The sequence below is a fragment of the Pedobacter sp. 05L430 genome (assembly GCF_056397585.1).
In genome coordinates this window covers 25,614-50,862 of sequence record NZ_JBFTNT010000004.1, presented here as the reverse complement: position 1 = coordinate 50,862, position 25,249 = coordinate 25,614, and the positions used below count along the sequence as shown (strand labels likewise).

At 38.2% G+C, this 25,249-nt stretch carries 21 protein-coding genes; 11 read left to right on the top strand and 10 right to left on the bottom strand.

The window, feature by feature from the left end; all coding sequences use genetic code 11:
• Nucleotides 1-13: 13 nt before the first annotated feature.
• From AC1DG9_RS02070 to AC1DG9_RS02060, 3 genes are read left to right on the top strand one after another with little or no spacing between them, the layout of a single operon-like run.
• Nucleotides 14-2,698, top strand: coding sequence for a carboxypeptidase-like regulatory domain-containing protein (locus tag AC1DG9_RS02070; protein WP_477634256.1), 2,685 nt, complete (start codon nt 14-16; stop codon nt 2,696-2,698).
• Nucleotides 2,699-2,704: 6 nt separating this feature from the next.
• A complete protein-coding gene (locus AC1DG9_RS02065; protein WP_337717301.1) occupies nt 2,705-3,466 on the top strand; it encodes an enoyl-CoA hydratase/isomerase family protein in 762 nt (253 codons plus the stop codon).
• A gap of 3 nt (nt 3,467-3,469) precedes the next feature.
• Nucleotides 3,470-4,345 (top strand): SDR family oxidoreductase, encoded by an 876-nt coding sequence (locus AC1DG9_RS02060; protein WP_288883771.1) that lies wholly within the window; start codon nt 3,470-3,472, stop codon nt 4,343-4,345.
• Between the two features lie 12 nt (nt 4,346-4,357).
• Here the strand turns inward: AC1DG9_RS02060 and AC1DG9_RS02055 are convergent, their stop codons facing one another.
• Nucleotides 4,358-5,239 (bottom strand): 3-oxoacyl-ACP synthase III family protein, encoded by an 882-nt coding sequence (locus AC1DG9_RS02055; protein WP_477634255.1) that lies wholly within the window; start codon nt 5,237-5,239, stop codon nt 4,358-4,360.
• Nucleotides 5,240-5,285: 46 nt separating this feature from the next.
• Between AC1DG9_RS02055 and AC1DG9_RS02050 the strand changes: the two genes are divergently transcribed.
• Nucleotides 5,286-5,549, top strand: a complete 264-nt coding sequence (locus tag AC1DG9_RS02050) for an ATP-dependent Clp protease adaptor ClpS (protein WP_477634276.1) — start codon at nt 5,286-5,288, stop codon at nt 5,547-5,549.
• On the opposite strand, the gene AC1DG9_RS02045 is transcribed toward AC1DG9_RS02050, so the two are convergent.
• Entirely contained in the window at nt 5,546-6,145 is a 600-nt protein-coding gene (locus tag AC1DG9_RS02045) for a thioredoxin family protein (RefSeq protein WP_288883770.1), read from the bottom strand. The two genes, AC1DG9_RS02050 and AC1DG9_RS02045, sit on opposite strands and share 4 nt — an antisense overlap.
• Nucleotides 6,146-6,241: 96 nt before the next feature.
• Between AC1DG9_RS02045 and AC1DG9_RS02040 the strand changes: the two genes are divergently transcribed.
• From AC1DG9_RS02040 to AC1DG9_RS02030, 3 genes are read left to right on the top strand one after another with little or no spacing between them, the layout of a single operon-like run.
• Entirely contained in the window at nt 6,242-8,731 is a 2,490-nt protein-coding gene (locus AC1DG9_RS02040; protein ID WP_288883769.1) for a TonB-dependent receptor, read from the top strand.
• Nucleotides 8,732-8,751: 20 nt separating this feature from the next.
• Complete coding sequence (locus AC1DG9_RS02035; protein ID WP_172661801.1) at nt 8,752-9,306, top strand: NUDIX domain-containing protein; 555 nt, start codon at nt 8,752-8,754, stop codon at nt 9,304-9,306.
• 40 nt (nt 9,307-9,346) lie between these two features.
• Entirely contained in the window at nt 9,347-10,093 is a 747-nt protein-coding gene (locus AC1DG9_RS02030) for a lysophospholipid acyltransferase family protein (RefSeq protein ID WP_288883768.1), read from the top strand.
• 13 nt (nt 10,094-10,106) lie between these two features.
• Here AC1DG9_RS02030 and AC1DG9_RS02025 read toward each other — a convergent pair whose 3' ends face one another.
• Nucleotides 10,107-10,856 (bottom strand): LytR/AlgR family response regulator transcription factor, encoded by a 750-nt coding sequence (locus AC1DG9_RS02025; RefSeq protein WP_477634254.1) that lies wholly within the window; start codon nt 10,854-10,856, stop codon nt 10,107-10,109.
• Entirely contained in the window at nt 10,853-11,884 is a 1,032-nt protein-coding gene (locus AC1DG9_RS02020) for a sensor histidine kinase (RefSeq protein ID WP_172661804.1), read from the bottom strand. Before AC1DG9_RS02020 ends, AC1DG9_RS02025 begins: the two co-directional genes overlap by 4 nt.
• Nucleotides 11,885-12,113: 229 nt before the next feature.
• On the opposite strand from AC1DG9_RS02020, the gene AC1DG9_RS02015 reads away from it, so the two are divergent.
• Nucleotides 12,114-12,290, top strand: a complete 177-nt coding sequence (locus tag AC1DG9_RS02015; RefSeq protein WP_161662359.1) for a hypothetical protein — start codon at nt 12,114-12,116, stop codon at nt 12,288-12,290.
• A gap of 108 nt (nt 12,291-12,398) precedes the next feature.
• Here the strand turns inward: AC1DG9_RS02015 and AC1DG9_RS02010 are convergent, their stop codons facing one another.
• A complete protein-coding gene (locus AC1DG9_RS02010; protein ID WP_288883767.1) occupies nt 12,399-13,757 on the bottom strand; it encodes a M20/M25/M40 family metallo-hydrolase in 1,359 nt (452 codons plus the stop codon).
• Nucleotides 13,758-13,925: 168 nt separating this feature from the next.
• On the opposite strand from AC1DG9_RS02010, the gene AC1DG9_RS02005 reads away from it, so the two are divergent.
• Both AC1DG9_RS02005 and AC1DG9_RS02000 read left to right on the top strand, forming a co-directional pair.
• Nucleotides 13,926-14,303, top strand: a complete 378-nt coding sequence (locus AC1DG9_RS02005; RefSeq protein ID WP_048907820.1) for a BlaI/MecI/CopY family transcriptional regulator — start codon at nt 13,926-13,928, stop codon at nt 14,301-14,303.
• On the top strand, nt 14,300-16,600 hold the full coding sequence (locus AC1DG9_RS02000; protein ID WP_477634253.1) for a TonB family protein: 2,301 nt from the start codon (nt 14,300-14,302) through the stop codon (nt 16,598-16,600). The genes AC1DG9_RS02005 and AC1DG9_RS02000 overlap by 4 nt, the downstream gene beginning before the upstream one ends.
• A gap of 77 nt (nt 16,601-16,677) precedes the next feature.
• On the opposite strand, the gene AC1DG9_RS01995 is transcribed toward AC1DG9_RS02000, so the two are convergent.
• From AC1DG9_RS01995 to AC1DG9_RS01980, 4 genes are all read right to left on the bottom strand, one after another.
• Nucleotides 16,678-17,448 (bottom strand): succinate dehydrogenase/fumarate reductase iron-sulfur subunit, encoded by a 771-nt coding sequence (locus tag AC1DG9_RS01995; protein ID WP_172661807.1) that lies wholly within the window; start codon nt 17,446-17,448, stop codon nt 16,678-16,680.
• A 23-nt stretch (nt 17,449-17,471) separates the two neighbouring features.
• The gene (locus AC1DG9_RS01990) at nt 17,472-19,451 is read right to left on the bottom strand and encodes a fumarate reductase/succinate dehydrogenase flavoprotein subunit (protein WP_288884288.1); all 1,980 of its coding nucleotides are present in this window, start codon (nt 19,449-19,451) and stop codon (nt 17,472-17,474) included.
• A 24-nt stretch (nt 19,452-19,475) separates the two neighbouring features.
• Nucleotides 19,476-20,156, bottom strand: coding sequence for a succinate dehydrogenase cytochrome b subunit (locus AC1DG9_RS01985; RefSeq protein WP_172661809.1), 681 nt, complete (start codon nt 20,154-20,156; stop codon nt 19,476-19,478).
• A 170-nt stretch (nt 20,157-20,326) separates the two neighbouring features.
• Nucleotides 20,327-21,850, bottom strand: coding sequence for a Do family serine endopeptidase (locus AC1DG9_RS01980; RefSeq protein ID WP_288884287.1), 1,524 nt, complete (start codon nt 21,848-21,850; stop codon nt 20,327-20,329).
• A gap of 174 nt (nt 21,851-22,024) precedes the next feature.
• Between AC1DG9_RS01980 and dapF the strand changes: the two genes are divergently transcribed.
• Entirely contained in the window at nt 22,025-22,810 is a 786-nt protein-coding gene (gene dapF, locus AC1DG9_RS01975; protein WP_288884290.1) for a diaminopimelate epimerase, read from the top strand.
• A gap of 5 nt (nt 22,811-22,815) precedes the next feature.
• On the opposite strand, the gene AC1DG9_RS01970 is transcribed toward dapF, so the two are convergent.
• On the bottom strand, nt 22,816-25,110 hold the full coding sequence (locus tag AC1DG9_RS01970) for a helix-turn-helix domain-containing protein (RefSeq protein WP_288884286.1): 2,295 nt from the start codon (nt 25,108-25,110) through the stop codon (nt 22,816-22,818).
• Nucleotides 25,111-25,249 lie beyond the last annotated feature (139 nt).

Below are 25,249 nucleotides of genomic sequence, written 5' to 3'. Positions count from 1 at the left end.
AAGGTTCTTATTTATGAAACGTAAGCTAATTCTGCCTTTGTTACTATGCTTTGGGATACTTATAACTTTTGCTTACAAAGCGGATGACGATCCGTTTAGTGCATTGATAAAGAAACTGGAGGCATATATTGAAAAGTATCCTCAGGAAAAAGTGCACTTGCATCTTGATAAACCCTTTTATGCCATCGGCGATGACATTTGGTTTAAGGCTTACGTTGTAAATGCTCAAACAGGAAAACCATCAACAATCAGCAATGCACTATATGTTGAATTGATCAGCGAAAAAGATTCCGTTAAAAAGCAGATTAAGTTGCCTGTGATTTCGGGATTTACCTGGGGCGACTTTAAACTTCCTGATTCTTTTACGGAAGGGAACTATCGAATAAGGGCATATACCCAATGGATGAAGAATGCGGGAACAGAATTCTTTTTCGATAAAACCATAAAAATTGGCAATTCATGGGCTAATAATGTTTACACAAACACCAGCTATGCTTTTAGCAAGCAAAATACCGCAGAAAAAGTAGATGCCAACATCAGGTTTACAGATAAAAAAGGTGTTCCATATGCACAAAGTGATGTCTCATACGAGGTTCAGTTAAACTTCAGAAGCCTGGCAAAAKGAAAAGCAGTAACCAATGATCAGGGAGAGGTAAACATCAGTTTTTTAAATACTCAGCCATCTTTGTACAAATCCGGAAAAATTATAGCTACGCTGACTCTTCCAGATAAGAAAAAGATGATCAAAGAAATTCCCGTTAAAGCAACATCAAATGCAATAGATGTCCAGTTCTTCCCCGAAAGCGGAAACCTAGTAGAAAGCCTACCTAATAAAATTGGAATCAAAGCCGTAAATGCTTCTGGATTGGGCGAAGATGTAAAAGGATCAATAATAGATAACGATGGTCAGGAAGTTACTCAATTTAGCACACAACACTTAGGAATAGGTAGTTTTATACTCAATCCACAGCCTGGAAAAACTTATGCTGCTAAAGTAAAATATAAAGACGGGTCTGAAAGCACTATAAATCTACCCCGAGTATTACCAAGTGGTTATATCATTACGGTAAACAGCAATACGGAAAATGTTGTTGCTAAAGTTTTATTGAGTCCCGATCTAATAGGAAATGGTGAGTTAAAACTAGTTGCACAAAACAATGGAAATGTTTATTTCATATCCAAAGCCGCTTCTCAAAAACAAATTATAACCACCTCAATTCCTAAAAAAGATTTACCATCAGGCATAATTCAGCTCACCTTATTCTCTGCTCGGAACACTCCCGTTGCAGAGCGCCTTGTTTTTGTAAATAATGTTAAGGACAAGATAACAACAAAGGTTTCAACCGCTAAAGAAAGCTACGCARGGAAGGAAAAAGTTAACGTAAATCTTCAGGCAGATTTTGCGGAAAAGCCTGCGCAGGCAAGTTTTTCTATAGCTGTTACCAATACTACATCAGTAAAGCCTGACGAAGAAAATGAAAGCAACATTTTTACGACCCTGCTGCTTACTTCAGATCTTATTGGTTACATAGAAAAACCTAACTACTACTTTTTACATGATGATCAAAAAACACAACAGGATTTAGATAACCTAATGATAACCCAGGGATGGAGAAGAATATTATGGAAAAATATAATTAATAATGCAGGTCCAAATATTCGCTATGAACCAGAAAAATCATTAAAAATCAGCGGAGTAGTTACAAGTTATGGCGGCAAACCTTTACCAAACTCCAAGGTATCACTTTTCTCCTCCTCTGGAGGATTGTTCGCAATTGATACATTATCTGATGCACAAGGACGTTTCAATTTCGACAACCTGATCTTTAATGACAGTACTAAATTCATTGTACAGGCAAGAACCGCAAAAAACAAAAAGAGTGTAGATATAGTTCTTGATGTTGTATCAGGACAGATAGTTACTAAAAATAAAAATACCGGCGACATAGAGGTGAATGTTAATGAGGCCTTATCAGGATATCTGAAACAAAGTGAAAACTATTTTGACGATCTAACTAAACGCGGAATACTGGAACGTACAATTTTGTTAAAAGAGGTGAATATTGTAGAGAAAAAAAATCCAGCTAAAAATTCCTCAAATCTAAATGGTGCCGGTAACGCCGATGCTATTATAACGACAGACCAGCTTCAATACTGCACTACATTGTCGCAGTGTTTACAGGGTCGTGTTGCTGGCTTGATTATTAGAAATGGAACTCCATATTTAATGAGAAACAACGGCACACCAATGTCAATAGTTTTAGATGGTATGCAAATGGAAGGCGATTTTCTGGATAATATTAACCCAATGGATATTGAGACGATTGAAGTATTAAAATCTGCTGGCAACACTGCAATTTATGGTAGTCGTGGAGGTGGCGGTGTATTAGTCATTACCACTAAACGCGGAGGCGGCTATTCCAGCGCATCTACGTTTACACCAGGCATCATTCCTTTCTCGCCCAAAGGATATTATACACCAAGAGAATTCTATTCACCAAAATACGATGCTCCTGATAACAGACCAGATTACAGGACCACCATTTACTGGAATCCTAATATTGTCACAAATGAAAGTGGAAAAGCAGCCTTCAACTATTTCAATTCAGATGAACCCGGAACCTACAGAATCGTTATAGAGGGCATGGATATGCTTGGAAATTTAGCACGTACAGTTTACACCTATGAAGTAAAATAAATATAAATGAATACAATTAGAGTCACCATAAAAGATCACTTAAGCATTATCACGCTCGATAGAGGTAAATCTAACGCACTTAACCGTGAAATGATTACTGAATTAAATGACATACTCATAAACATAGCGGGTGATCCCAATATTGCTGGTGTAATTATCACCGGCAAAGAACATTTTTTCTCTGCCGGGTTAGACCTTATAGAATTATACAACTATTCAGAAGAAGAAGCTGAATCATTCTGGCATCTGTTTCTGAATTTTACAGCAACTATAACTGCATTTAAAAAACCACTAATTGCTGCCATAAACGGGCACAGCCCTGCCGGCGGATGCGTTATAGCCCTGGCTTGCGATTATAGAATAATGGCCGAAGGCAAATACATTATCGGGCTAAATGAAGTTCCGGTAGGCATAATTGTACCTAACAGCATTTTTAAGCTGTACTCATTCTGGATTGGACAGGCTAATGCTACCAGAAGTCTTTTAGAAGGGAAACTATTTACCCCTGGAGAGGCATTGCAGGTTGGTCTGGCCGACGAGATTGTAAATCCAGCCAGTATCCTCACAGCTGCCGAGAGAAAGATCAGAAAATACATGGCTATGGAGCGTAATACCTGGGAACAGAGTAAGCTCAACATCAGAAAAGATTTAATTACAGCAACCAGTGCAGATCAAAGTGAAGCATTGCAAGTAATGCTAAAACAGTGGTGGGCCCCCGCAACCCGTAGCATTTTAAAAACAATTATAGATAACCTGCAAAAGAAATAAGCCATGTTCAATCAGCCAATGTTAAGAGATGATGCCTTAAAAGGAAAAACAATTGTAGTTACGGGTGGTGGTACCGGTTTAGGGAAAGCCATGGGAACCTATTTTCTGAAATTAGGAGCAAACCTGGTGATCACAAGCCGTAAGCTTGATGTGCTTCAGCAAACAGCTTTAGAAATGGAGAAAGAAACTGGCGGAAAAGTCCTCGCGCTAGCTTGCGACGTCAGGGAATATGAACAGGTTGAGCATGTGTTGGTCGAGACATTAAAAACCTTTGGGAAAGTTGATGCACTGCTTAACAATGCCGCTGGTAATTTCATTTCACCAACTGAACGCTTGTCAGCTAATGCTTTTTCTTCGATAATAGATATTGTTTTAAAGGGCTCTGTAAACTGTACCCTTGCTTTTGGCAAACATTGGATAAAAGAAAAACAAACCGCAAGTGTTTTAAACATTGTTACCACCTATGCTTTTACAGGCTCTGCATACGTAGTGCCTTCTGCGTGCGCTAAAGGCGGTGTGCTGGCCATGACACGCTCTTTAGCTGTTGAATGGGGCAAGTATGGTATCCGAACAAATGCCATTGCCCCTGGCCCCTTTCCTACTAAAGGTGCATGGGAACGGTTATTGCCCGGCGATCTGGCAGAGAAGTTCGATTTCAAGAACAGGGTTCCTTTGAAACGCGTAGGCGAACATCAGGAACTCGCTAATTTAGCGGCATTTCTAATCAGTGACTTCGCAGGCTACATTAACGGAGAAGTAATTACCATTGATGGCGGCGAGTGGTTACAAGGGGCTGGTCAGTTTAATGGTCTCGAAGCCATTCCGAATGAGATGTGGGATGCCTTTGAACAAATGACAAGATCAGCAAAGGGAAGCTAGCGCCTATTAAGCTTACCACCTGATTAAAGCACTTGCCCAGGTAAAACCAGAACCAAAAGCCGCAAGACAAACAAGATCTCCATCTTTAATCTTACCCTCTTCCCATGCCTCACAGAGTGCAATGGGAACTGAGGCTGCTGTGGTATTTCCGTATTTCTGAATATTATTAAATACCTTGTCGTCACTTAAGCCCAGTAATTGCTGTACATATTGGCTTATTCTTAGGTTAGCTTGGTGAGGAACCAACATATCAATATCTTTCTCTGTAAGATTGTTGGCGTTTAAAGCTTCTTTTATTACTTCCGGGAATTTTACCACTGCTTTTTTAAATACAGCAGGCCCATCCATATAAGGCAATGCGGCACCACTTTCCAACTGTTCTGCGGTCATGAATAACCCCCCAAGTTCCTGATCAGGATATCCGGGCTTATCCTTAAGCCATTTATTTGCCGAAGCGCCAGGATAATACATTGCCAAAATCTCTGCATCAGCACCATCGCTATGTAAATGTGTGCTTAATATACCCTGGTTCTCTTTCTGGGTAGGTTGTAAAACAACTGCCCCTGCCCCGTCCCCAAATATAACAGAAACATTTCTGCTCCTTGTTTCAAAATCCATCGCAAACGAATGTTTCTCACTACCCACAACAAGTATGTTCTTATACATGCCTGTTTTTATAAACTGATCTGCTACAGATAGTGCATAAACAAATCCTGAACATTGATTTCGGATATCAAGGGCACCTATTTCTTTCATTTTCATTTCGCGCTGCAGCAGAACCCCGCAACCGGGAAAATAATAATCAGGACTAAGTGTGGCAAAAATGATGAAGTCAACATCCTGTGCAGTAATGCCAGCACGTTCGATAGCAATTTTGGCAGCCTCAACACCCATCGTTGTAGTTGTTTCTTCAAGTCTATCCGCAAAACGACGTTCTTTTATTCCGGTACGCTCATTAGAAGAGATCCTTACCTCATTAAAAACAGTTCACCGCTTAATATTATGGAACGATGATGTAAATACTTTTGATCATGTAATTCATTGCATGATGAAATATCTGGACTATTCTGAAACCCAGGCAGAAAAAATTGCATGGGAAGTCCATAACAAAGGTAAATGCGCTGTTTTGGAAGGTTCTTTTACTGAAATGGAAGTTTACCGTAAAATTCTTCAGCAGGAAGGGTTAACAGTATCTGTAGATTAGGTTAAATCCTTAAATATTTTCGTTAATTCTTGTTGTGTAGTTTGGGTTTTATCCTTTGCGTACCAGCCATGAAGTTTTTCGGCAATTTCCATCATATCACTGCTGTCTCTTTTCCAACCGGCCAGTAACTCCTGCAGAATGTCAGGTCTTGGGCCCCATTTCTTAACGACATCCCCTTTTTCATCTAGAATTAATAATACTGGAATGGCCCTGCCACCTTTGGTTAGATGCGCATCAATCAATGGCAAATTTTTATCCCTCAAAACAAACCTGAGTTCAAATCTATCAGGAAAGCTCGTTGCTATTTTATCAAAAACAGGCACAATCTGCGCTGCATCCCCACACCATCCTTCGGAAATTACCAGAAACCGATATTTATTTTTTACGTTGTTAAGCACATTCAGGAATTCCTCATTTAATTTCACCGTTTTATCAACCCTGCTCATTCGTTGCACATTCATTTTAGTGTAATGCAACATTGCATCAGAATCATCAGGACCTGTGGTTTTATGTTGTAATAAAAGCTCATCAATCAGAATTCTATACTGCTGATAGGTCATCCCGTCGTTAGAAAAAATATTAGTGTAGTTGATCATATTTGCTGTAATAAAATAGTTACTCCTGTATTATTAAACTTTCCCTCCGTTTCTTTGTCCCTCCTTAAAGAAACCTAATAAAAAAGAAAGATCCGAATGAAGAATTCTACGTGCAAAGTTCTGTTTTTAGCTATTGCCTTTTGTATTACAACTGTAAAACTTAATGCCCAAACCACTGGAGAGGGTCAAATTACAGCCAAAGTTGTTGATGCGCAAAGTAATGAAACTGTACCATTTGCTACAGCCACTATCCTTAACAGAAAAACAAAAGCAATTATTAAAGGTGCACAAACTGATGTAAATGGTAATTTACTTATCAGTAGTCTACCTAAAGGCGTATTTACCTTCAAAATAAGTTATGTTGGTTACCAAACAATGGTTAGAGATTCCATTTCTATTTCCGATGCTCAGAAAGTAATTAATCTCGGCACAATCAAAATGAAGCCAGCCAAAGGAACTGTACTAAATGAGGTGGCTATCACTGCTCAAAAAAGCGCCATTCAACTTGGAATAGATAAAAAAGTTTTCGCTGTTGATCAAAGTTTAGTTAGCGAGGGAGGATCTGCTTCAGATTTACTTCAAAACGTACCCTCTGTTCAATCTGATATTGATGGTAATGTAAGCCTTAGAGGTTCAACCGGAGTAAAGGTTCTGATAGATGGCAAACCATCACTTATAGCCGGTGGAAACGTGGCTCAAATACTGCAATCTATACCTGCAAGCTCCATTGAAAGCGTTGAGCTCATTACCAATCCATCCGCAAAATATGATGCAGAGGGCCAATCAGGAATTATCAATATCGTATTAAAAAAGAATAAGAAATTAGGTTTCAATGGCTCCGCAGCATTCAGTGCAGGCAACCGAGATAATTATAACGCAAGCACAAACTTGAGTTTTCAAAACAAAAAGATAAACCTTTACGGAAATTATGGTTATCGTTATGGCAACCGTATTGGTGGCGGATATAGCAATATCACCTATCTGGACAGCCCCTTCCCTACAATTTTTGCCAATCAAAACACCGATTCAAAATCACAGGATAAAGGCCACAACATAAAAGCCGGTATCGACTATAGTATTACAGACAAAAGTGTAATCAGTTTTTCGGGAGGCTTCAATTCACGAGATAACGACAGGAACGAATTTCTGAATATCGATAAGCTTGATGGTGGTAAAAATCCTCTGGAATTGAGCAATAGAAACAATACAAACAAAGGATTTGGGAGTAGTTATGATCTTAACTTGGACTTTAACCAGAAATTTAAAAAACCAAGAGAAGAACTAACCTTTAATCTAAGTTTCTCTGAAGGCACAAACGACAACGATCAGATCTACAGCACAAACATCTATAATATTGATGGGGATGCAGCCAGCTCACTGCCGAACATCCAGCGAAATGATGGAACGGGCTTTAACAGAAGTTACAATGTTCAAACGGATTATACCTTACCAATTGGTAAAGCTGGGAAAATTGAAGCAGGTTACAGAAGTCAAATTCGTTTAGCAGAAAACACAGCATTTTCTGATCAGTTAAACAACCTTACCGGAGAATACGAAGTAAATTTCGCCCTAACCAATGAGTTTAATAGTAAGGACCAGGTTCATGCCCTTTACTTTAATTATCAAAATCAGGTTAAGAATTTTGGTTATCAGGTGGGTGTAAGAGCAGAAGATGCCACATTAGATACTCGTTTAGGGATGTATAAGTTGAATCAGTTAGAATATATTCCTGGAAAAGTAGCCTATACAAGATTGTATCCAAGCGTATATTTAACCCAAAAATTTAAAGGTGAGCAACAAGTACAGCTTAGTTATAGCAGAAGAGTTAACAGGCCAAGAGGATGGGATACCAACCCATTTCTTGACGTATCTGACCCGCTTAATTACCGTCAGGGTAACCCCAATCTGAAACCGGAGGATGTACATGCTTTTGAACTAAGCTATAGTAAGTTCTGGCCTAAAGTAACATTCACTTCCAGTGCATATATACGCCAAACCAATGATGTTATACAGAGGGTAAGAACAGAACCTGATGAAAATGGAATCACAATTGTAACTCCGCAAAACTTAACAAAACAACTATCAAGCGGACTTGAATTAATCGGACGGGTTGATGTTGCTAAAGCCTGGAACTTTACAACTAACGTAAACTTATATCAAAGCAAAATTAATGGAGTACCTGCTTTCGGAATTGTGGAAAACTCTGGTTTTAGCTGGAATGCCAACTTAACCAATAACTTCGTTTTACCTTACAATGTATCTCTTCAGATTAGGGGGGATTATCGTGCACCAGAAGTAATGGCCCAGGGTAAAAGAAATGCAATGTACGGCGTAGATGCAGGTGCTAAGTATGATTTCAAAGACAAAAAGTCTTCACTTAGCCTAAATATAAGGGACGTGTTTAGTACACGAAGATGGAGTATGACCACCAATGGAGTCACCTCAACAATCGATTTTAGAAGATTTATGCAGGGAACCATGGCCAATTTAACTTACTCTTATCGCTTTGGCAACAACGATTTTAAGTTCAAAAAAACTAAAAAACAAGACCAACAGGATTCCAGACCTGACGAAGAATCATTTTAGTTAATTTGTATATTGCGAACATGGAAAGTACAAACCCTTGGAAGACCATCGAGAGCAATAAAATATATGAGAACAATTGGATCAGTTTAACTGAGCATCAGGTTATCAATCCTTCAGGTGGCAAAGGCATTTATGGCGAAGTACATTTCAAAAATATCGCCATAGGAATTTTGCCACTTGATGAAGATTTAAACACATGGCTTGTTGGACAATACAGATACCCGATAAAAGCCTACAGCTGGGAGATACCTGAAGGTGGGGGAGCTCTTTTGGCAAATCCGCTGGATGGCGCCAAACGTGAACTTATTGAAGAGACCGGCCTGATGGCGACAGAATGGATCGAAATTCAACGGATGCACCTGTCTAACTCGGTAAGCGATGAACTCGCAATTATTTATGTCGCTAAAGGCCTAACTCCTGGTGTTTCCTCACCTGAGGAGACAGAGCAGCTTGTAGTTAAAAAGCTGCCTTTTAATGATGCCTACCAAATGGTTATAAATGGAGAAATTACCGATAGCATGAGCGTGGCAGCTATCTTGAAAACTAAAATTCTATTACAGGAAGGTCATTTATAACCAAAATACAGTAATTTTGTTCAGCTTTACCGTATAAACTATGAATAAGTTTTTTGGCTATATTTTTAGCCCCATCTTTTATCTGTTTTTCTTTTTAACACTGGTTATATTCCAACCCATTCAATGGGTCTCTTATCGTTTGTTTGGATATAAAGCCCATAAAACTTCGGTAGATGCACTTAATTTCTTTCTCACTTATTGTGACATTTTCTTAGGCTCTTCAATAACATTTAAAAACGACCAGAATCTGCCGCTCAACAGGCCTATCATCTTTGTTGCCAACCATCAAAGTATGTATGATATTCCGGGCTTAATATGGTTCCTCAGAAAGTACCATGTTAAATTCATTTCTAAAATTGAATTAACAAAAGGCATCCCCTCTATTTCGTTTAACCTGAAATATGGAGGCGGTGCAAACATAGATCGCAAAGACAGTAAGCAAGCTATTTCTGAAATTATAAAACTGGGCAGAAGGATGAAGGAAAACACATGGTCTACTATGATCTTCCCTGAGGGTACACGCGCAAAAGACGGCAAGCTAAAAAGTTTTCAGGTAGGTGGTATTGCAACCCTGTTAAAAGTTGTACCAAATGCATTGATAGTTCCTGTGGCAATAGAAAACTCATGGAAGCTGGTTCGCTACGGCAGTTTTCCTTTAAGCTTCGGCGAACGTTTACGATGGACAGTTTTAAATCCAATAGAACCCGAAGGCAGAAACCCCGAAGTRGTTACTCTTGAAGCTGAGAATGCAATAAGAACAAAACTAAATCAAATAGCTGTGTTATAAGCCGCCATTCCATTTATATATTCTTGTTATCTATGTGTTTAAAAAACTCATCACGATAGGTATCTCCAATGGGAATAATCTTCCCAAAAATAGAAATACGACTTCTTTCTATACTCTCTATTTTATCAAGCGAAATGATATAAGATTTGTGAACCCTTACAAACTGGCCCTTTGGCAAAGTCTCATCCATTTTTTTCATATTCTGCAGTGTAATAATACGCTCTGCCTTTGTATAAATAGATATGTAATCTTTTAAACCTTCTATATAAAGAATATCATCAAGTTGAATCTTCTGGATTTTATGCTCTGTTTTAACAAAAATAAAGTCCTGTATTGGATTCGACGCCACTGGCGAAGGAGCTGTCGCTACAAAGGATTGAGGCACAGCAGCTGGTTCTGCAATCTTCATTTGATTATGCACCTTTTCCACAGCTTTATAAAAACGATCAAATGCAATCGGCTTTAACAAATAATCAGACACATTTAGATCATAGCTTTCAAGCGCATACTGAGAATAAGCTGTTGTTAAAATGTAATTAGCCTTTCCATTCGCTATTTTAAGGAACTGTATACCTGTTAACTCTGGCATCTGGATATCTAGAAACACCAAATCAATGCCCCCAGCCTGAACAAGCTGCAAAGCCTCTATAGCATTTTMAGTCCGCTTAACTAATTCAAGAAACGGAACTTTAGAAACATAGTCCTCAATAATATCAAGTGCTAACGGCTCATCATCAACCGCAATACATTTTAACTTTGTCATATATCAAGCATTAACTCACTGGTGTAATGGGTAGCCGAATTTACAATATTTAATTTATACCTATCCGGATAAAGTAATTGCAATCTCCGTTCAACATTGTTTAGGCCTACGCCACCCATCTCATCCTTATTATATTTATTCTTTTTATTGGTTATACTAAAATGCAATATCTTTTGATTGGCAATAATATTGATCTTAATCGGATTTTTAGGATCATTAGCTACCCCATGCTTAAAAGCATTCTCAACAAATGATATTAATATTAAAGGCACGATCTGTTGATTATCAATTTCTCCATTCATTGTAAATTCAACAGCTGCACCATCTTTAAATCTCAATTTCTGCAGTTCTATAAAACTTTGCACATATTCAATTTCTTTACTTAAAGAAACCCAGCTGTCATTACTTTCATAGATCATATAGCGCATAATTTCTGAAAGCTTTAGTATTGCATCAGCAGTTTTATCAGATTTCTGATAAGCCAGGGAATAAATGTTATTCAAAGAATTGAACAGAAAGTGAGGGTTCAATTGTGACTTTAAAAATTGCAATTCCATTTCCTTCTTTTCACTTTCCAAATTACGCTGCGTATGTTCATTACCAAACCAGTCTATTGCTAATTTAAGCAGCGAACTAACAACTATAAAAAAGCCCGAAATAAACAATGCACTAATTGCATAGGTAGAAATAGGTGTATACTCGGCAACGCCATTACTGTTAAGGTGCTGCAAAATAGTCTCGGCATGCAAAGTAGCTATAACCGTTTTGATGAAACTCATCATCAACATTAGTAAAATGATGGATATGATGTAAAGGCCATACCTCTTGTTCTCTTTTACCAATAAGGGAATTAACAGTGTATAGTTAATATAAAAGATAGAAATATTGATCAATCCCGAAAAGCCAAAGTTTATGGCCAGCTTATATAAAGACACCGGTTCTTTGCTGTAAATAACCAATACAGTCACAAACAGAACAATAAAGAGCCAAAAGAGAAGATGTATAATAATGGAGTTTCTACTTTTCATTAAACGATGACTAAACAAAATTTCATAGGTCCAAAATAAATTAATTAGCGTGCTTAAGCAGTTCGCTTTCGACGAACTGGCATTTTTTTTCTACCAACTCGCAAAATAATACAACTAATCACAAAACTATTCATTTTAACCGTTTATCTAGGATAATATGTACTTCGTCTAAAAGATTTTAGCAGCATTTTTTTATTTATTCTATTTGTTTCATCAAAACAAAACGATTATGAAAAAGTTAGCAAACGTATCGCCATTTTTACTTTTACTGGTTCCTGTTTTCATCATGATGATTTTAACATTTGCCACAAGTATATCAAATAGCCATAATGAAGACGTTGCTTTGAAATCTTCATCAGCCAACAAAACTGAAATGGTAAAAGTAAGCAACCCTTTCTCTAAATAAGAGAACGGTACTATATATAGGTGTACTAAACCTTGTTTAGTACACCACAAAAAATAAGTTTAGTTTTAGTTAATAGTAAGAGATGGCGGTTTAGGTCCGCCATTTTCTTTATCTGCCCGGTCTGGGTGTAATAATCAGACTTTCATGTCCATCGGCATCTGTAGACTGTACTCCAAAAAAATAGTTATCCTTTGAATAAGCAATAGTTGCAGAGGTATCATTTACAAAAATCTTCTTTTCCCAAACTGGCGAGGTAGTTTCGCGCACCAACACATAATAGCCTGACGGAAGTTTTCCTTTAGGAGCATTCCATTTGAGCGTTGTTTTATTGGTAAGTGCTGATGTCAGCATGATTACGTCTTCAGGCTCCCCGGCTGATGAAGCAAGATTTGAAAGTACTGCCAAATTCATTCTGGCTATTTTCTGCAGATAGCCATAGTCAACATATTCCGGTAAATCACCATATTTAAATCCACCTTCAGTCCTAATATCCTGATGCTGCCTATTAAAATCTTCATTCATTTCAGTTATTCTTACAGCAGTAAATCCTTGCAAAGAAAAGGGTGTATGATCTCCCCCTCTTAAAAACCTGTCCCTTCTGTAAACCAATTTCACAGTCAGATTATCTACATACCGCTCTCCAACCTCTTTAATATATCTCGAGGCCTGTCTTGCCATACCATCATTTTCTGCTCCTATAGATTGGCGCATAGTTGCCTCTTCTTTGGTTTCTGCAGCAGGAACACCTTCACTAAACACCCTCACCATTGTGTTATTTTTAATGTCAGTTTCCATTCCATAAGAATTACCTATCATATCATTATTCATTACCAGGTGAACATTCCAGCCTTCTTCCTTTGCTCGCTTTGCGAGGTTTGCAGCCCCGTAAAGCCCCTGTTCCTCGCCAACCATTGCTACAAACATTATTGTGCTGCGAAAATGACCTTTACTCATTACCCTGGCCATCTCCAATACACCAGCTACACCTGAAGCGTCATCATTTGCACCCGGAGCAAAATCTTTAACATTCATTACATCCGTGACTCTTGAATCATAATGTCCGCACACCAATAAAATCCTCTTGTCACTCGGATCTGTTCCAGGCAACACAGCAACCACATTTTTGAGCACTGAAGGGGTAATTATTCTCTTCCCATCTGCTTTCTGAGTAAATGCATCATAAGAAACTTGTAACCGGCCTCCTCCCAGTTTGCCATATTTTTCAAACTCTGATTTTATCCATGTTCTTGCAGCTCCTATCCCTGTTTTTTTACTGGAAGTATCACTTAGCGTATGTCTGGTATTAAAGGACACTAGCTTTCTTACCAGATTTTCCAAATTAGTTGCAGATACGTCATCAACCATTTTACTGATCGTAGCATCTTTTACAATCACTTGCTGTGCATTTACCGCAGCCGAATTAAGAAAAAAGAGTAAGGTAAACCAGAGCAATCTGTTTATTATCATAACAAAGGGTGTAAATATTCTGAGGAAGATACGATTCAAAAATAAATCTTCAATAAATATTTTGAAAACTAAATAATTAGTTTTAAGTTTATACTAAGTTTTTAGTTATACAAATATTGCGCAGTATACATATAGCTAAAATCACACTAAACACTAAACTAATAATTCATGGAAATTAAAGATTTAACAAAAGCAGAAGAACAGATTATGCAAATTTTATGGCAGATAGAGAAAGGGTTCGTTAAAGACGTAATGGATTTCCTGCCAGAGCCTAAACCGGCTTACAATACTGTTTCTACAATCATCCGCATTCTGGAGGTAAAAGGATTTATTGATCACGAAGCCTTTGGCAAAGCCCATAAGTATTTCCCTTTAATTAGCAAGGAGGAATACAAACGTCATGCTACAGAAAAACTGTTGGGCAACTACTTTGAAAATTCAGTGGAAAGCATGTTCTCTTTCTTTGTTAAAGAAGAGAAACTTGATCTGAGTGATGTTGATGAAATTCTTAAAATGATTAACAAAATTAAAAACAGACCAAGATGACCTGGGCACATTACATCCTTCAAGTCAATATTTACCTAGTTGTATTTTATGGCTTTTATAAGTTATTGTTAGACAAGGAAACTTATTTTCTATTGAATAGAATTTATCTGGTTGCTGCCGGAATATTATCTCTTGCAATACCCTTTTTAAGATTTGAATGGTTTACAACACAGCCGGCTACTCAACCGGTATATACCGGGGTTGTTCAAATCAATGATTTTATCACTCAAATGGCAGTCGTAAAAGACGATGCCAACAGCTTTAATCTAGGCAATACGCTGGTGTTTATTTACCTTGCCGGTATTTTATTCTTTGTTGGCAGATTTATCTTTCAGCTCATTTCTGTACAGATTTTACTAAAAAGAAAAAAAAGCGGATCAGCATTCTCCTTTTTTAAGAAAAAAGTTATTGACCAAAACCTACCGCAAATTCAAACCATTCAAAAACACGAGGAAATTCACATCCGACAATGGCACACRCTTGACGTACTCTTTTTCGAAGTGGTGGGAATAATCACGTGGTTTAATCCTGTAATCTATTTTTATAAGACAACGGTTAAACACATCCATGAATATCTGGCTGACGAAGAAGCCGCAAGCTATCAGGGAGATAAAGAACAATATGCATTATTACTATTAAGCAGTGCATTTGGAATTCCTGCAAATACACTAACGAATAGTTTTTTTAATAAATCATTGATTAAAAAAAGAATCTATATGTTACATAAACCAAGATCCAGAAAAACTGCAATGCTAAAATACGGGATGTTTGTTCCTCTATTTGCAGTTACCCTGATTATGTCTTCGGCAACAATCAGAAACAATGAGAAAATAAAAAAAATAGCTGAGGAAATTCCTTTCGAAGAACCTTTAAACATTGTTAAACAAGCTATCAAAACAACCATTGTTGCTCCTCTTACATCAAATACTACAGGTATTGATTCATCGTGGACAGAATTTTATAAATACTTAAAAAGATCAATAAGGTATCCTGGAAATGCTTACAATTCGAATATTCAGGGAGCGAGTCAAATAAAGTTTACCGTTAAAAATGGAGTAATTGAGGGGGTAAGTGTTGCTACGAAAGCTTTAGGTGGAGGATGTGATGCAGAGGTAATGAGAGCTATATTAACCTATCCGGACTTTAAAGCAAATAATGACGGAAAGTACAGCCTTCCCTTTTCATTCACATTGATGGGTGACGAAAAMACTACTACTACTTCCAATGAAACAAAACCTACACCTATTAGCGGTTATACCCAATTAAGTGAAATCGTTATAAGAGGTTATAAACCGAAAACAACTGATAAAAACGAAACCTTGAATGAAGTCGTTATTAGGTCTGGCGAAGGAAACATCAATGTGCAAAGCGAGCCAGTGTATGATTTTGTATCACTAGAAACACAACCTAGTTTTCCTGGAGGAATGAACCTATTTTACGAATACTTAAAGAAAAGCGTTAGGTACCCAAAAGAAGCTTTTGAAAATAAAATAGAAGGTAAAGTGTTTCTAAGTTTTGTTGTTGAAACAGATGGTTCATTAACAGATATCATGGTAGATAGAAAACTTGGTAGCGGCACTGATGAAGAAGCAGTAAGGGTATTAAAGGAAAGTCCAAAATGGATTCCGGGAGTTCAGGATGGCAAAAAAGTACGGGTAAAATATAACATTCCTATAAGTTTTGCACTAAACAGAACTACTGCCGATTTGCAAGGAAAAACACCAGGAATACAAATCAATGACGCTAGGCTATCAACTATTAATAGTCCTACACAACCTTTGTACGTACTCGATGGGGAAAAACAGAAGGATTTTAAATTAGCAAATCTAAATCAGGATGACATTGCCTCCATAGAAGTATTAAAAGATGAAGCCGCAACTACATTATACGGAAAAGATGCACAATATGGAGTCGTAAAAATTACTACTAAAGCTAAACAAGCACCTGATTTAAAGAAGAAAGAAGCCAAAGAGAAAGTTTATGACTTTGTCTCAACAACTACTCAGCCTTCATTTCCAGGCGGTATGGAGAAGTTCTACGACTACTTAAAGAAAACAGTTAAATACCCAAAAGAAGCACAGGAGAAAAACATTCAGGGAAAAGTTTTTATTTCTATGATCGTTGAAAAAGACGGCTCTTTAACCAATATTCATATAGACAGAAAACTTGGTGGAGGCACGGATGAGGAAGCAGTAAGGGTTATGAAAGCAAGTCCAAAGTGGACCCCTGGAACTCAGGGAGGTCAAAAAGTAAGAGTAAAATACAACATACCGATTTCATTTACGCTCTCTAAATAACGCTCAAATAACACAAAACCCCAGCTAAAATAGCCGGGGTTTTGTGTGTAATACCCTTGTCTCGTTAGATAAATCTATTAAATAGATTCCTCAGATACAAATTTTGCTGAATAAAAATCTCTATTCATACGTGCGATATTCTCTAATGATATTCCTTTAGGGCACTCTGCTTCGCATGCACCGGTATTGGTACAGTTACCAAAACCTTCAGCATCCATCTGAGCAACCATACTTTGAACCCTGCGATAACGTTCTGGCTGTCCCTGAGGCAATTGCGCCAACTGTGATATTTTTGCAGATACAAATAGCATTGCGGAAGCATTTTTACAAGTAGCAACACAAGCACCACAACCGATACAAGCTGCAGCCTCAAAAGCTGAATCTGCCTGAACTTTAGGAATAGGAAGATTGTTCGCATCCTGAGCATTGCCCGTATTTACTGATATAAAGCCTCCAGAAGCAATGATTCTGTCGAATGCAGTACGATCTACCATCAAATCTTTTATCACTGGAAAAGCCTTTGCACGCCATGGCTCAACAACAATGGTATCACCATCTTTAAATGAGCGCATGTGCAGCTGGCAGGTAGTGATACCTTCTTTTGGTCCGTGCGGTCTTCCGTTGATGAACATAGAACATGCCCCACAAATTCCTTCCCTGCAGTCATGATCAAAAACAACCGGTTCTTCACCTTTAGCAACCAGGTCTTCGTTCAGTACGTCGAACATTTCTAAGAAAGACATATCAGGAGATACTTCTGATATCTTGTAATCTACCAAACTGCCTTTGGCTTTGTTATTCTTTTGACGCCAGATCTTAAGCGTTAAATTCATATTTCCTGTACTCATAATATTGAGATTTTAGTACTTAGCTATTTATAACTTCTTTGTGCAACTTTGATATTTTCAAACTTCAATTCTTCTTTATGAAGTTCAAAAGTTACATCACCTTTATATTCCCATGCAGCAACATAAGCATAGTTTTCATCATCACGTAATGCCTCTCCCTCTTCAGTTTGATACTCTTCTCTGAAGTGACCACCACATGATTCATTTCTATTCAATGCATCCATACACATCAACTCACCTAGTTCAATAAAGTCGGCCACACGACCAGCTTTTTCAAGCTCTGGGTTCATTTCATCTGCACTGCCAGGTACACGTAAATCGCTCCAAAACTCTTTACGAAGTTGCTGAATTTCAGCGATACCTTCTTTCAGACCTTTTTCATTACGCGCCATACCACATTTCTCCCACATGATCTTTCCTAATTTTTTATGGAAATGATCTACAGATTTGGTTCCTTTAATAGACAAGAACTTGTCAAGAATCGCCTTGGCACTTGCCTCAGCTTCTACAAATGCCGGGTGATCTTGTGGAATTGGTTTAGTAGCCAGTTCTTTTGAAAGATAAGCACCAATAGTATATGGGATAACAAAATATCCATCAGCCAAACCTTGCATTAAAGCCGAAGCTCCTAAACGGTTCGCTCCGTGATCTGAGAAGTTAGCCTCACCTAAAGCATATAAGCCCGGTACAGTAGTCATTAAGTTGTAATCTACCCATAAGCCACCCATTGTATAGTGAACAGCAGGATAAATACGCATTGGCAATTCATAAGGATCTTCTCCGGTGATTTGCGCGTACATATCAAACAGGTTACCATATTTTTCTTTGATTACCTCACGACCTAATTTCATACAGGTTTCTTTATCCGGATTGTGGATATTGTGCTTACTAGCCTCAATTCGGCCGTAACGCTCTGTATTTGCTTTAAAGTCAAGATAAACGGCAAGCTTAGAATTACCCACTCCGTAACCGGCATCACAACGCTCTTTAGCTGCACGAGATGCAACATCACGAGGAACAAGGTTACCGAAAGCAGGGTATCTGCGCTCTAAATAATAATCTCTTTCATCTTCAGGAATTTCTGAAGCCTTACGAGGATCGTCTTTTTTCTTAGGAACCCAAATACGTCCATCGTTACGTAACGACTCAGACATCAGGGTCAGTTTAGACTGATGATCTCCCGAAACCGGGATACAAGTAGGGTGAATTTGAGTGTAACATGGGTTACCAAAGAAAGCTCCCTTTTTGTGCGCTTTCCAGGCTGCAGTTACGTTACTGCCCATTGCATTTGTAGACAAGTAGAATACGTTTCCGTAACCACCACTACACAATAATACAGCATGGCCTGAATGACGCTCAAGCTCACCGGTAAGTAAGTTACGCGCTATAATCCCTCTTGCTTTGCCTTCCACTACAACAACTTCGAGCATTTCATGACGGGTAAACATTTCAACTTTACCCATACCTACCTGACGCTCTAAAGCGCTATATGCTCCTAAAAGCAATTGCTGACCGGTTTGTCCGGCAGCATAAAATGTTCTTTGAACTTGTGTACCACCAAAAGAACGGTTGTCTAATAAACCACCATATTCTCTTGCCAACGGCACACCTTGTGCCACACACTGATCTATAATATTAGCACTTACCTCAGCCAAACGGTGTACGTTAGCCTCTCTGGCACGGTAATCACCACCTTTTATCGTATCATAAAACAAGCGATAAGTACTATCACCATCATTCTGATAATTTTTTGCCGCATTGATACCACCTTGAGCTGCAATAGAGTGCGCTCTTCTTGGTGAATCCTGAAAACAAAAACACTTAACCTTATAACCCATTTCTGCAAGGGTTGCTGCCGCAGAGGCGCCAGCAAGTCCGGAACCTACTACAATTATTTCGATGCTTCTTTTATTGGCCGGATTAACCAATGGCATAGAAGAACGTAATTTAGTCCATTTATCGGTTAATTCTCCTTCGGGTATATGAGCATTTAATTCTGCCATGTTATTTAAACTTAAGATCAAAAATTAATTAATATAGCCCAGATACATCACAATGGGCATCAATGCAAAAATCAAAGGGATAATGATTGAAAACCAAAAACCGAATCCTTTGATGAGCGGAGTATATTTCTTGTGGTTCCAGCCCAATGTCTGAAATGCAGAAGAAAAACCATGTAATAGGTGATAAGCTAATGAAACCATTGCCAGTACATAAAGTAACACCAACCACGGATTTTTAAACGTTTCTACCATTACAGCAAATAGGTCGTGGTTTCCGTTCGCATCTACTGTAGGAATTCCTGTAAAACGAGACATTACCCAGAATTTAGAAATATGAACAATCAGGAATATCAACAATAATGTTCCCAATAAACCCATAGAGCGGGAGTACCATTTACTATTAGCGGCACCATTGTTCACTGCATACCTTTCAGGTCTTGCAGCACGGTTTTGAAAAACAAGCCTAAATCCTTGAACAATGTGAGCAAGCAAGCCTGCAAACAACACAACTTCCATTGCGCGGATTATCCAGTTGGTGCCCATAAAATGTGCGCCCATATTAAAGGTTAAGCCACCGTCATTAACAATAATCAGTGAATTGATGAAACAATGCACGACAAGGAATGAGATAAGGAACAGGCCGGTGATACCCATTATTAATTTTTTTCCTATAGATGAGGAAAAAGCGTTTCCGAAACTAGCCATTAGAATTATATTTTAGTTCTGTTGTGCAAAAGTATTTAATAAAAGAATTAATATGTTAATTTCAGATACAAATCGACTATTTAGAAACATTCTAATATTACAATATTATGATAAATAAAAAACGGAGAACAACTTTCGTTATCCCCCGTTCCAATTATAGAAAAATGAGCTTAGAAACTRAATGTGTAATTCCCATTCGGTCCAACACCTGAAATGGTAGTCATTCCATTTTTTGATGATGGCAATGCGTCTTCTACATCTTTAATACTGTTCACGGGTTTACCGTTTACTGTTGTAATTAACATTCCTTTAGGAATATCTATAGAATCAAACACCTTACCTTCTTGTATGTCAGTAACAACCACTCCGTTTTTAACGCCATACTTAGCTTTTAGCGCCGCTGGGGCTGGGGCAAAAGAAGCACCAAGTTTCCCAATGCTGGCTCCGGTAGCTTTTCCTGTCGAAGCAGTTTTAGTTGAAACGCCACCTGTATTATCTCCTTTCAAAGTAATGGTAGCATTTTTCTCTGAACCATCTCTTAGATAGGTAAGCTGAACTTTATCACCAGGACTTAAACGTCCAATTTTTTCTTGCAAATCTGGTGAATCATAAATTACAGCACCTTCAACCTTTTTAATGATGTCTCCTTTTTGCAAACCTGCAGCTGCTGCTCCGCTACTAGGCACTACATCAGTAACATAAAGTCCGGTATTTTCCTTAATCTGGAATTTCTCAGCCTGATCCGCATCTAATGGAGCAAACATTACACCTATATAGCCACGCTTAACTGTACCAAATTTTCTGAAATCATCAAGAATCTTTTTAGCCAAATTGATTGGAATAGCAAAGCCGTAACCCACGTTTGTACCAGTTTGTGATGCTATAGCTGCATTAATACCAATTAACTCACCATTTGCATTTACCAACGCACCCCCGCTGTTTCCAGGATTAATAGCCGCATCTGTCTGAATGAAAGATTCAATACTGCTGTTTGTACGTGTAGGCAATTTACCTGTTCTTTGGTATTCATCATACTCTTGCTGAGTTGGCTGATCCTGAGTTCTGGCCAAAATACCTATGCTACGTGCTTTTGCACTTACAATACCGGCTGTAACAGTTGTTTGTAAATCAAGCGGGAAACCTACAGCCAATACCCACTCACCAATCTGAACATTATCAGAATTTCCCATTTTTACAACTGGCAAATCAGTTGCATCTACTTTTATAAGGGCCAAATCTGTATTTGGATCTTTACCGATCACTTTAGCACTCACCTTGCGTCTGTCAGACAACACCACCTCAATTTTATCAGCATTTTCTACCACGTGATTATTGGTAACGATATAACCGTCTGGAGTCAATATTACTCCAGAGCCGGAGGCTGCTCTTGGTGCACGTTGCATTCTTCTGCCCCCTCCACCAAAAAACTCATCGAACATATCCATTGGAGATGACTCGCCACTACCGCCTGAATATGAGGTTCTGATATGCACTACCGCAGGCGAAACTGCAGCCGCCGCTTCAACAAAATCAACCGCCCCAGCCGAAGAGATCTTAGAATTACTTGCAAAAAGTACTTTTTGCTGATCCTGAAACGATAATTGAGCAGTTTTTGGTTCTAACAATTTGTAGCCACCAATTGCAGCTGCACCACCTATAAATGCAGCCAACACTATTAATCCTATTCTTTTCATTTATATATTATTTATTTTATTTCCTTTTGTAAACTCATACAAGTCTCATATTTGCTTACAATTGCTTTTCTTTTCATTGATTTAGTCAAATTTAATACCATATCAACGATATTTGCATCTGAAATAAGTCACGAATACTGTTAAAAAATGTTAAATGAACACCACGCATTAAAGATGAACATTCACTTCTTCAAATACCAGGGAGCTGGCAACGATTTTATTCTGATTGATAATCGCGATCTTTCCTTTAAATATACGGATAATAATGCTGTTTTACAACTCTGTAACAGGCGTTTTGGCATTGGTGCAGACGGTTTAATGCTTTTACAAAACCATGCAGATTACGATTTTGAAATGCTTTATTTTAATTCAGATGGTAACCTGGGCAGTATGTGTGGAAACGGGGGAAGATGTATAGTAGCGTTTGCCAAACACCTGGGTGTAATTGATCAAGAGACTGATTTTTTGGCAGTTGACGGGCCGCATTATGCCAAGATTTCAGAAGAAGGCAATTGGGTAGACCTCCAGATGATCGACATCGACACCATTAATAAAGATGGCGACGCGTATGTTCTAAATACAGGATCGCCTCATTATGTAGCAGAAATGCAAAACTTAAAGGATTACGATGTTTATCAAAACGGCAAGGCGATAAGAAACAACGAAACTTATAAAAAAGAAGGAATCAATGTAAACTTCGTAGAAGATAAAGGCGATTACCTGTTTGTCCGCACTTTTGAAAGAGGTGTAGAAGATGAAACCTATGCCTGTGGAACCGGTGTAACTGCTGTTGCGCTATCAATGGCTCAGCACAATCATCAAATTGGACATATAGAAACTCCAATTAAAGTTCTTGGCGGAGATCTGAAAATCCAATTTGATTACGATGGAAAACAGTTTACCAATGTATTCTTGTGTGGTCCGGCCGAACAAGTTTTTGAAGGGGAGATTAGTATTTAACAATACTATCTCTCTGCAAGATGAGCTGCTACACCTATCTTAATTTCCCCGAAAGAATAATCCCGTCCAAGGTAGTCTCTAATGGGACTCATCTGCAGGGTTTTCAACTCTGTTATTGCATCCAGTATTTTATCCAGTTTTTTCGATCCAATAATATCTTTAGCCGAGACCTCTTGCCTGGCAACATAATGTGCAAGATGCCCTTCAATAGTCCCTATTACCATTTTGCGTTCGGCTGCAATTTCAGCTATCGTTTTTCCCTCCTTTAATAATACAAGCGACAGCTCTTTGGTATCAACTTTAGGTGCCTTTTCTACCTTGGCTTTACCAACACCCGATTTCGGCTTAGAGGTCTTAGATTTCTTTTCTGTAAAATCAAGCTTACCCGGCATAGCAAATACTTTTTCCATCTGAGACGCTCTCTTTGCCTGATCAATGAGCTCACTAACATCCTTCTTGGTAAATTCAACACCATTTATGGTTGCCTTTAATAATGCCGTTGCTTTACTGATTTTCTTTACCTGCTCATAAAACAACCCTTCCATCTCTAATAGCTCTGTTAAAAAAGCCACTACTTGCTTATCCTGCTTTACCAATTCCATTCGTTCAAAGATCCTCTTTGAAAATCCGGACAGTAAAGGATTAAAATAGTTCTCAGCTGCAACAGTTCTATCGAATAATGCAGACAACCCTTCTTCTGTTTTAAGTTGCGACAGTCGTTGTATTTGTCCTAGAAATTTATTTGCATGTGCCTTCAGCTCACTTAGATCCTTTAACAGCTGTGCAGCCCATTTATGATGTTTTTGCTTTGCAGATTTATTGATATCCTTGGTATAAGAATGCACGTGGTCGTAAACGTAATTATCAAGCGGATTCAGATCAAAACACTGCAATAGATAAGAACGCAAAAACGCGTCACTTTCTTCCTTTATCTGCGCTTCCAGCCGGGCTGGTTCCTGCTTATTTCTCGAAAAGAAAGACACATTCTGATCTTGTCGTATACCCGATCCTGAGATAAGAGAGGTAAGAATCAGACCATCTAATGAACGGAGACGAGAAAGCGCCACGTATATCTGTCCGGGCGCAAATGCATTCCCAATATCAATAATCGCCTTTTCAAAAGTTAAACCCTGACTTTTGTGTACTGTAATTGCCCAGGCCAGTTTAAGAGGATATTGTGTAAAAGTACCTGCCAAGTCCTCATGAATTTCGCCTGTAACCTTATCAGTAGTATACTTTATATTCTTCCAGGTATATTTTTCCAGAATGATCTTTTCGTTACTGCCTTCTGCCTGCACTTCAATCAGGTCGGTTTTTAACGCAGTAACGACGGCTATCTTACCATTAAAGAAGCGTTGCTCACCAGTTGGGTCATTTTTAATAAACATTACCTGCGCCCCAACCTTTAACTCTAAAATATGTTCTGCAGGATATGAATACTCACTAAAATCATCTTCAATTTTTGCCACATATAAATACGAAGCAGCCTTTAGCTCTTCAAGACTTTGCTTATTCAGCGTATCGGCCTTATTATTATGTGTAGTTAAGGTAATGTATTTGTCGTTTATCGAGGGCTTAAAATCTGCCTTGTAATACTTTTCAAGCAAAGCTACATCCTGCGCAGTTACCGTATTATTACGTAAATTATTAAGCAGGTTTATAAAAACTTCATCGGCCTGCCTATAAATTTTTTCAAGCTCGATATATATCGGCGGATTGTTTTGCAGAGCAAGTGCATCAAAGAAATAAGCGCTTTTATAAAATTGCCCAAGTAAATTCCACTCAGTCGATTTTACAACCGGGGGTAACTGATGCAGGTCGCCAATAAACAATACCTGAACTCCACCAAAACTTGCCGAATTGTTTCTTCTGATATAACGTAAAATCATGTCTATTGCATCCAGCAAATCTGCACGCAACATACTCACCTCATCAATAATCAGCAATTCCATATCAATAATAACCTTACGTTTTGCTGCGGTCATGTTTAAATGCCTTACAATAGATTTCGGTGTATTATATTGCTGATTGTAGTGATCTCCATCCGCATCCGGCTGTTTTGGCAAATAGGTTCCAAAAGGCAGCTGAAACAAAGAATGTATGGTAACGCCTGCTGCATTTATAGCAGCAATACCTGTAGGAGCAGCAATAACAGCTTTCTTGTGCGTAAGCTCAATTAACCTTCTTAGAAATGTTGTTTTACCCGTTCCTGCTTTTCCCGTAAGGAATATATGCTTAGAAGTATAATTCACAAACCTTGCAGCAAGTTCCGCAGGATTAGCACTTTCAGAATTCGACATGCTACAAAGTTAATAAGAACTTACTACTTAAACCTAATCGGTAAAAAATGCGTTACAATCTGCGTTTTAACATTCTTTAACAAACTTTAACAATTCCCTAATTTCATTACTAAACTTTTAGTTATATCTTGTACCCAAC

Bases quoted from the DNA above. Each gene is read 5' to 3' on its own strand.
- AC1DG9_RS02065 (WP_337717301.1), top strand. From the start codon at position 2,705: ATGAATACAATTAGAGTCACCATAAAAGATCACTTAAGCATTATCACG.
- AC1DG9_RS02060 (WP_288883771.1), top strand. From the start codon at position 3,470: ATGTTCAATCAGCCAATGTTAAGAGATGATGCCTTAAAAGGAAAAACA.
- AC1DG9_RS02055 (WP_477634255.1), bottom strand. From the start codon at position 5,239: ATGGGTGTTGAGGCTGCCAAAATTGCTATCGAACGTGCTGGCATTACT.
- AC1DG9_RS02045 (WP_288883770.1), bottom strand. From the start codon at position 6,145: ATGATCAACTACACTAATATTTTTTCTAACGACGGGATGACCTATCAG.
- AC1DG9_RS02040 (WP_288883769.1), top strand. From the start codon at position 6,242: ATGAAGAATTCTACGTGCAAAGTTCTGTTTTTAGCTATTGCCTTTTGT.
- AC1DG9_RS02035 (WP_172661801.1), top strand. From the start codon at position 8,752: ATGGAAAGTACAAACCCTTGGAAGACCATCGAGAGCAATAAAATATAT.
- AC1DG9_RS02020 (WP_172661804.1), bottom strand. From the start codon at position 11,884: ATGAAAAGTAGAAACTCCATTATTATACATCTTCTCTTTTGGCTCTTT.
- AC1DG9_RS02015 (WP_161662359.1), top strand. From the start codon at position 12,114: ATGAAAAAGTTAGCAAACGTATCGCCATTTTTACTTTTACTGGTTCCT.
- AC1DG9_RS02010 (WP_288883767.1), bottom strand. From the start codon at position 13,757: ATGATAATAAACAGATTGCTCTGGTTTACCTTACTCTTTTTTCTTAAT.
- AC1DG9_RS02005 (WP_048907820.1), top strand. From the start codon at position 13,926: ATGGAAATTAAAGATTTAACAAAAGCAGAAGAACAGATTATGCAAATT.
- AC1DG9_RS01995 (WP_172661807.1), bottom strand. From the start codon at position 17,448: ATGAGTACAGGAAATATGAATTTAACGCTTAAGATCTGGCGTCAAAAG.
- AC1DG9_RS01990 (WP_288884288.1), bottom strand. From the start codon at position 19,451: ATGGCAGAATTAAATGCTCATATACCCGAAGGAGAATTAACCGATAAA.
- AC1DG9_RS01985 (WP_172661809.1), bottom strand. From the start codon at position 20,156: ATGGCTAGTTTCGGAAACGCTTTTTCCTCATCTATAGGAAAAAAATTA.
- dapF (WP_288884290.1), top strand. From the start codon at position 22,025: ATGAACATTCACTTCTTCAAATACCAGGGAGCTGGCAACGATTTTATT.
- AC1DG9_RS01970 (WP_288884286.1), bottom strand. From the start codon at position 25,110: ATGTCGAATTCTGAAAGTGCTAATCCTGCGGAACTTGCTGCAAGGTTT.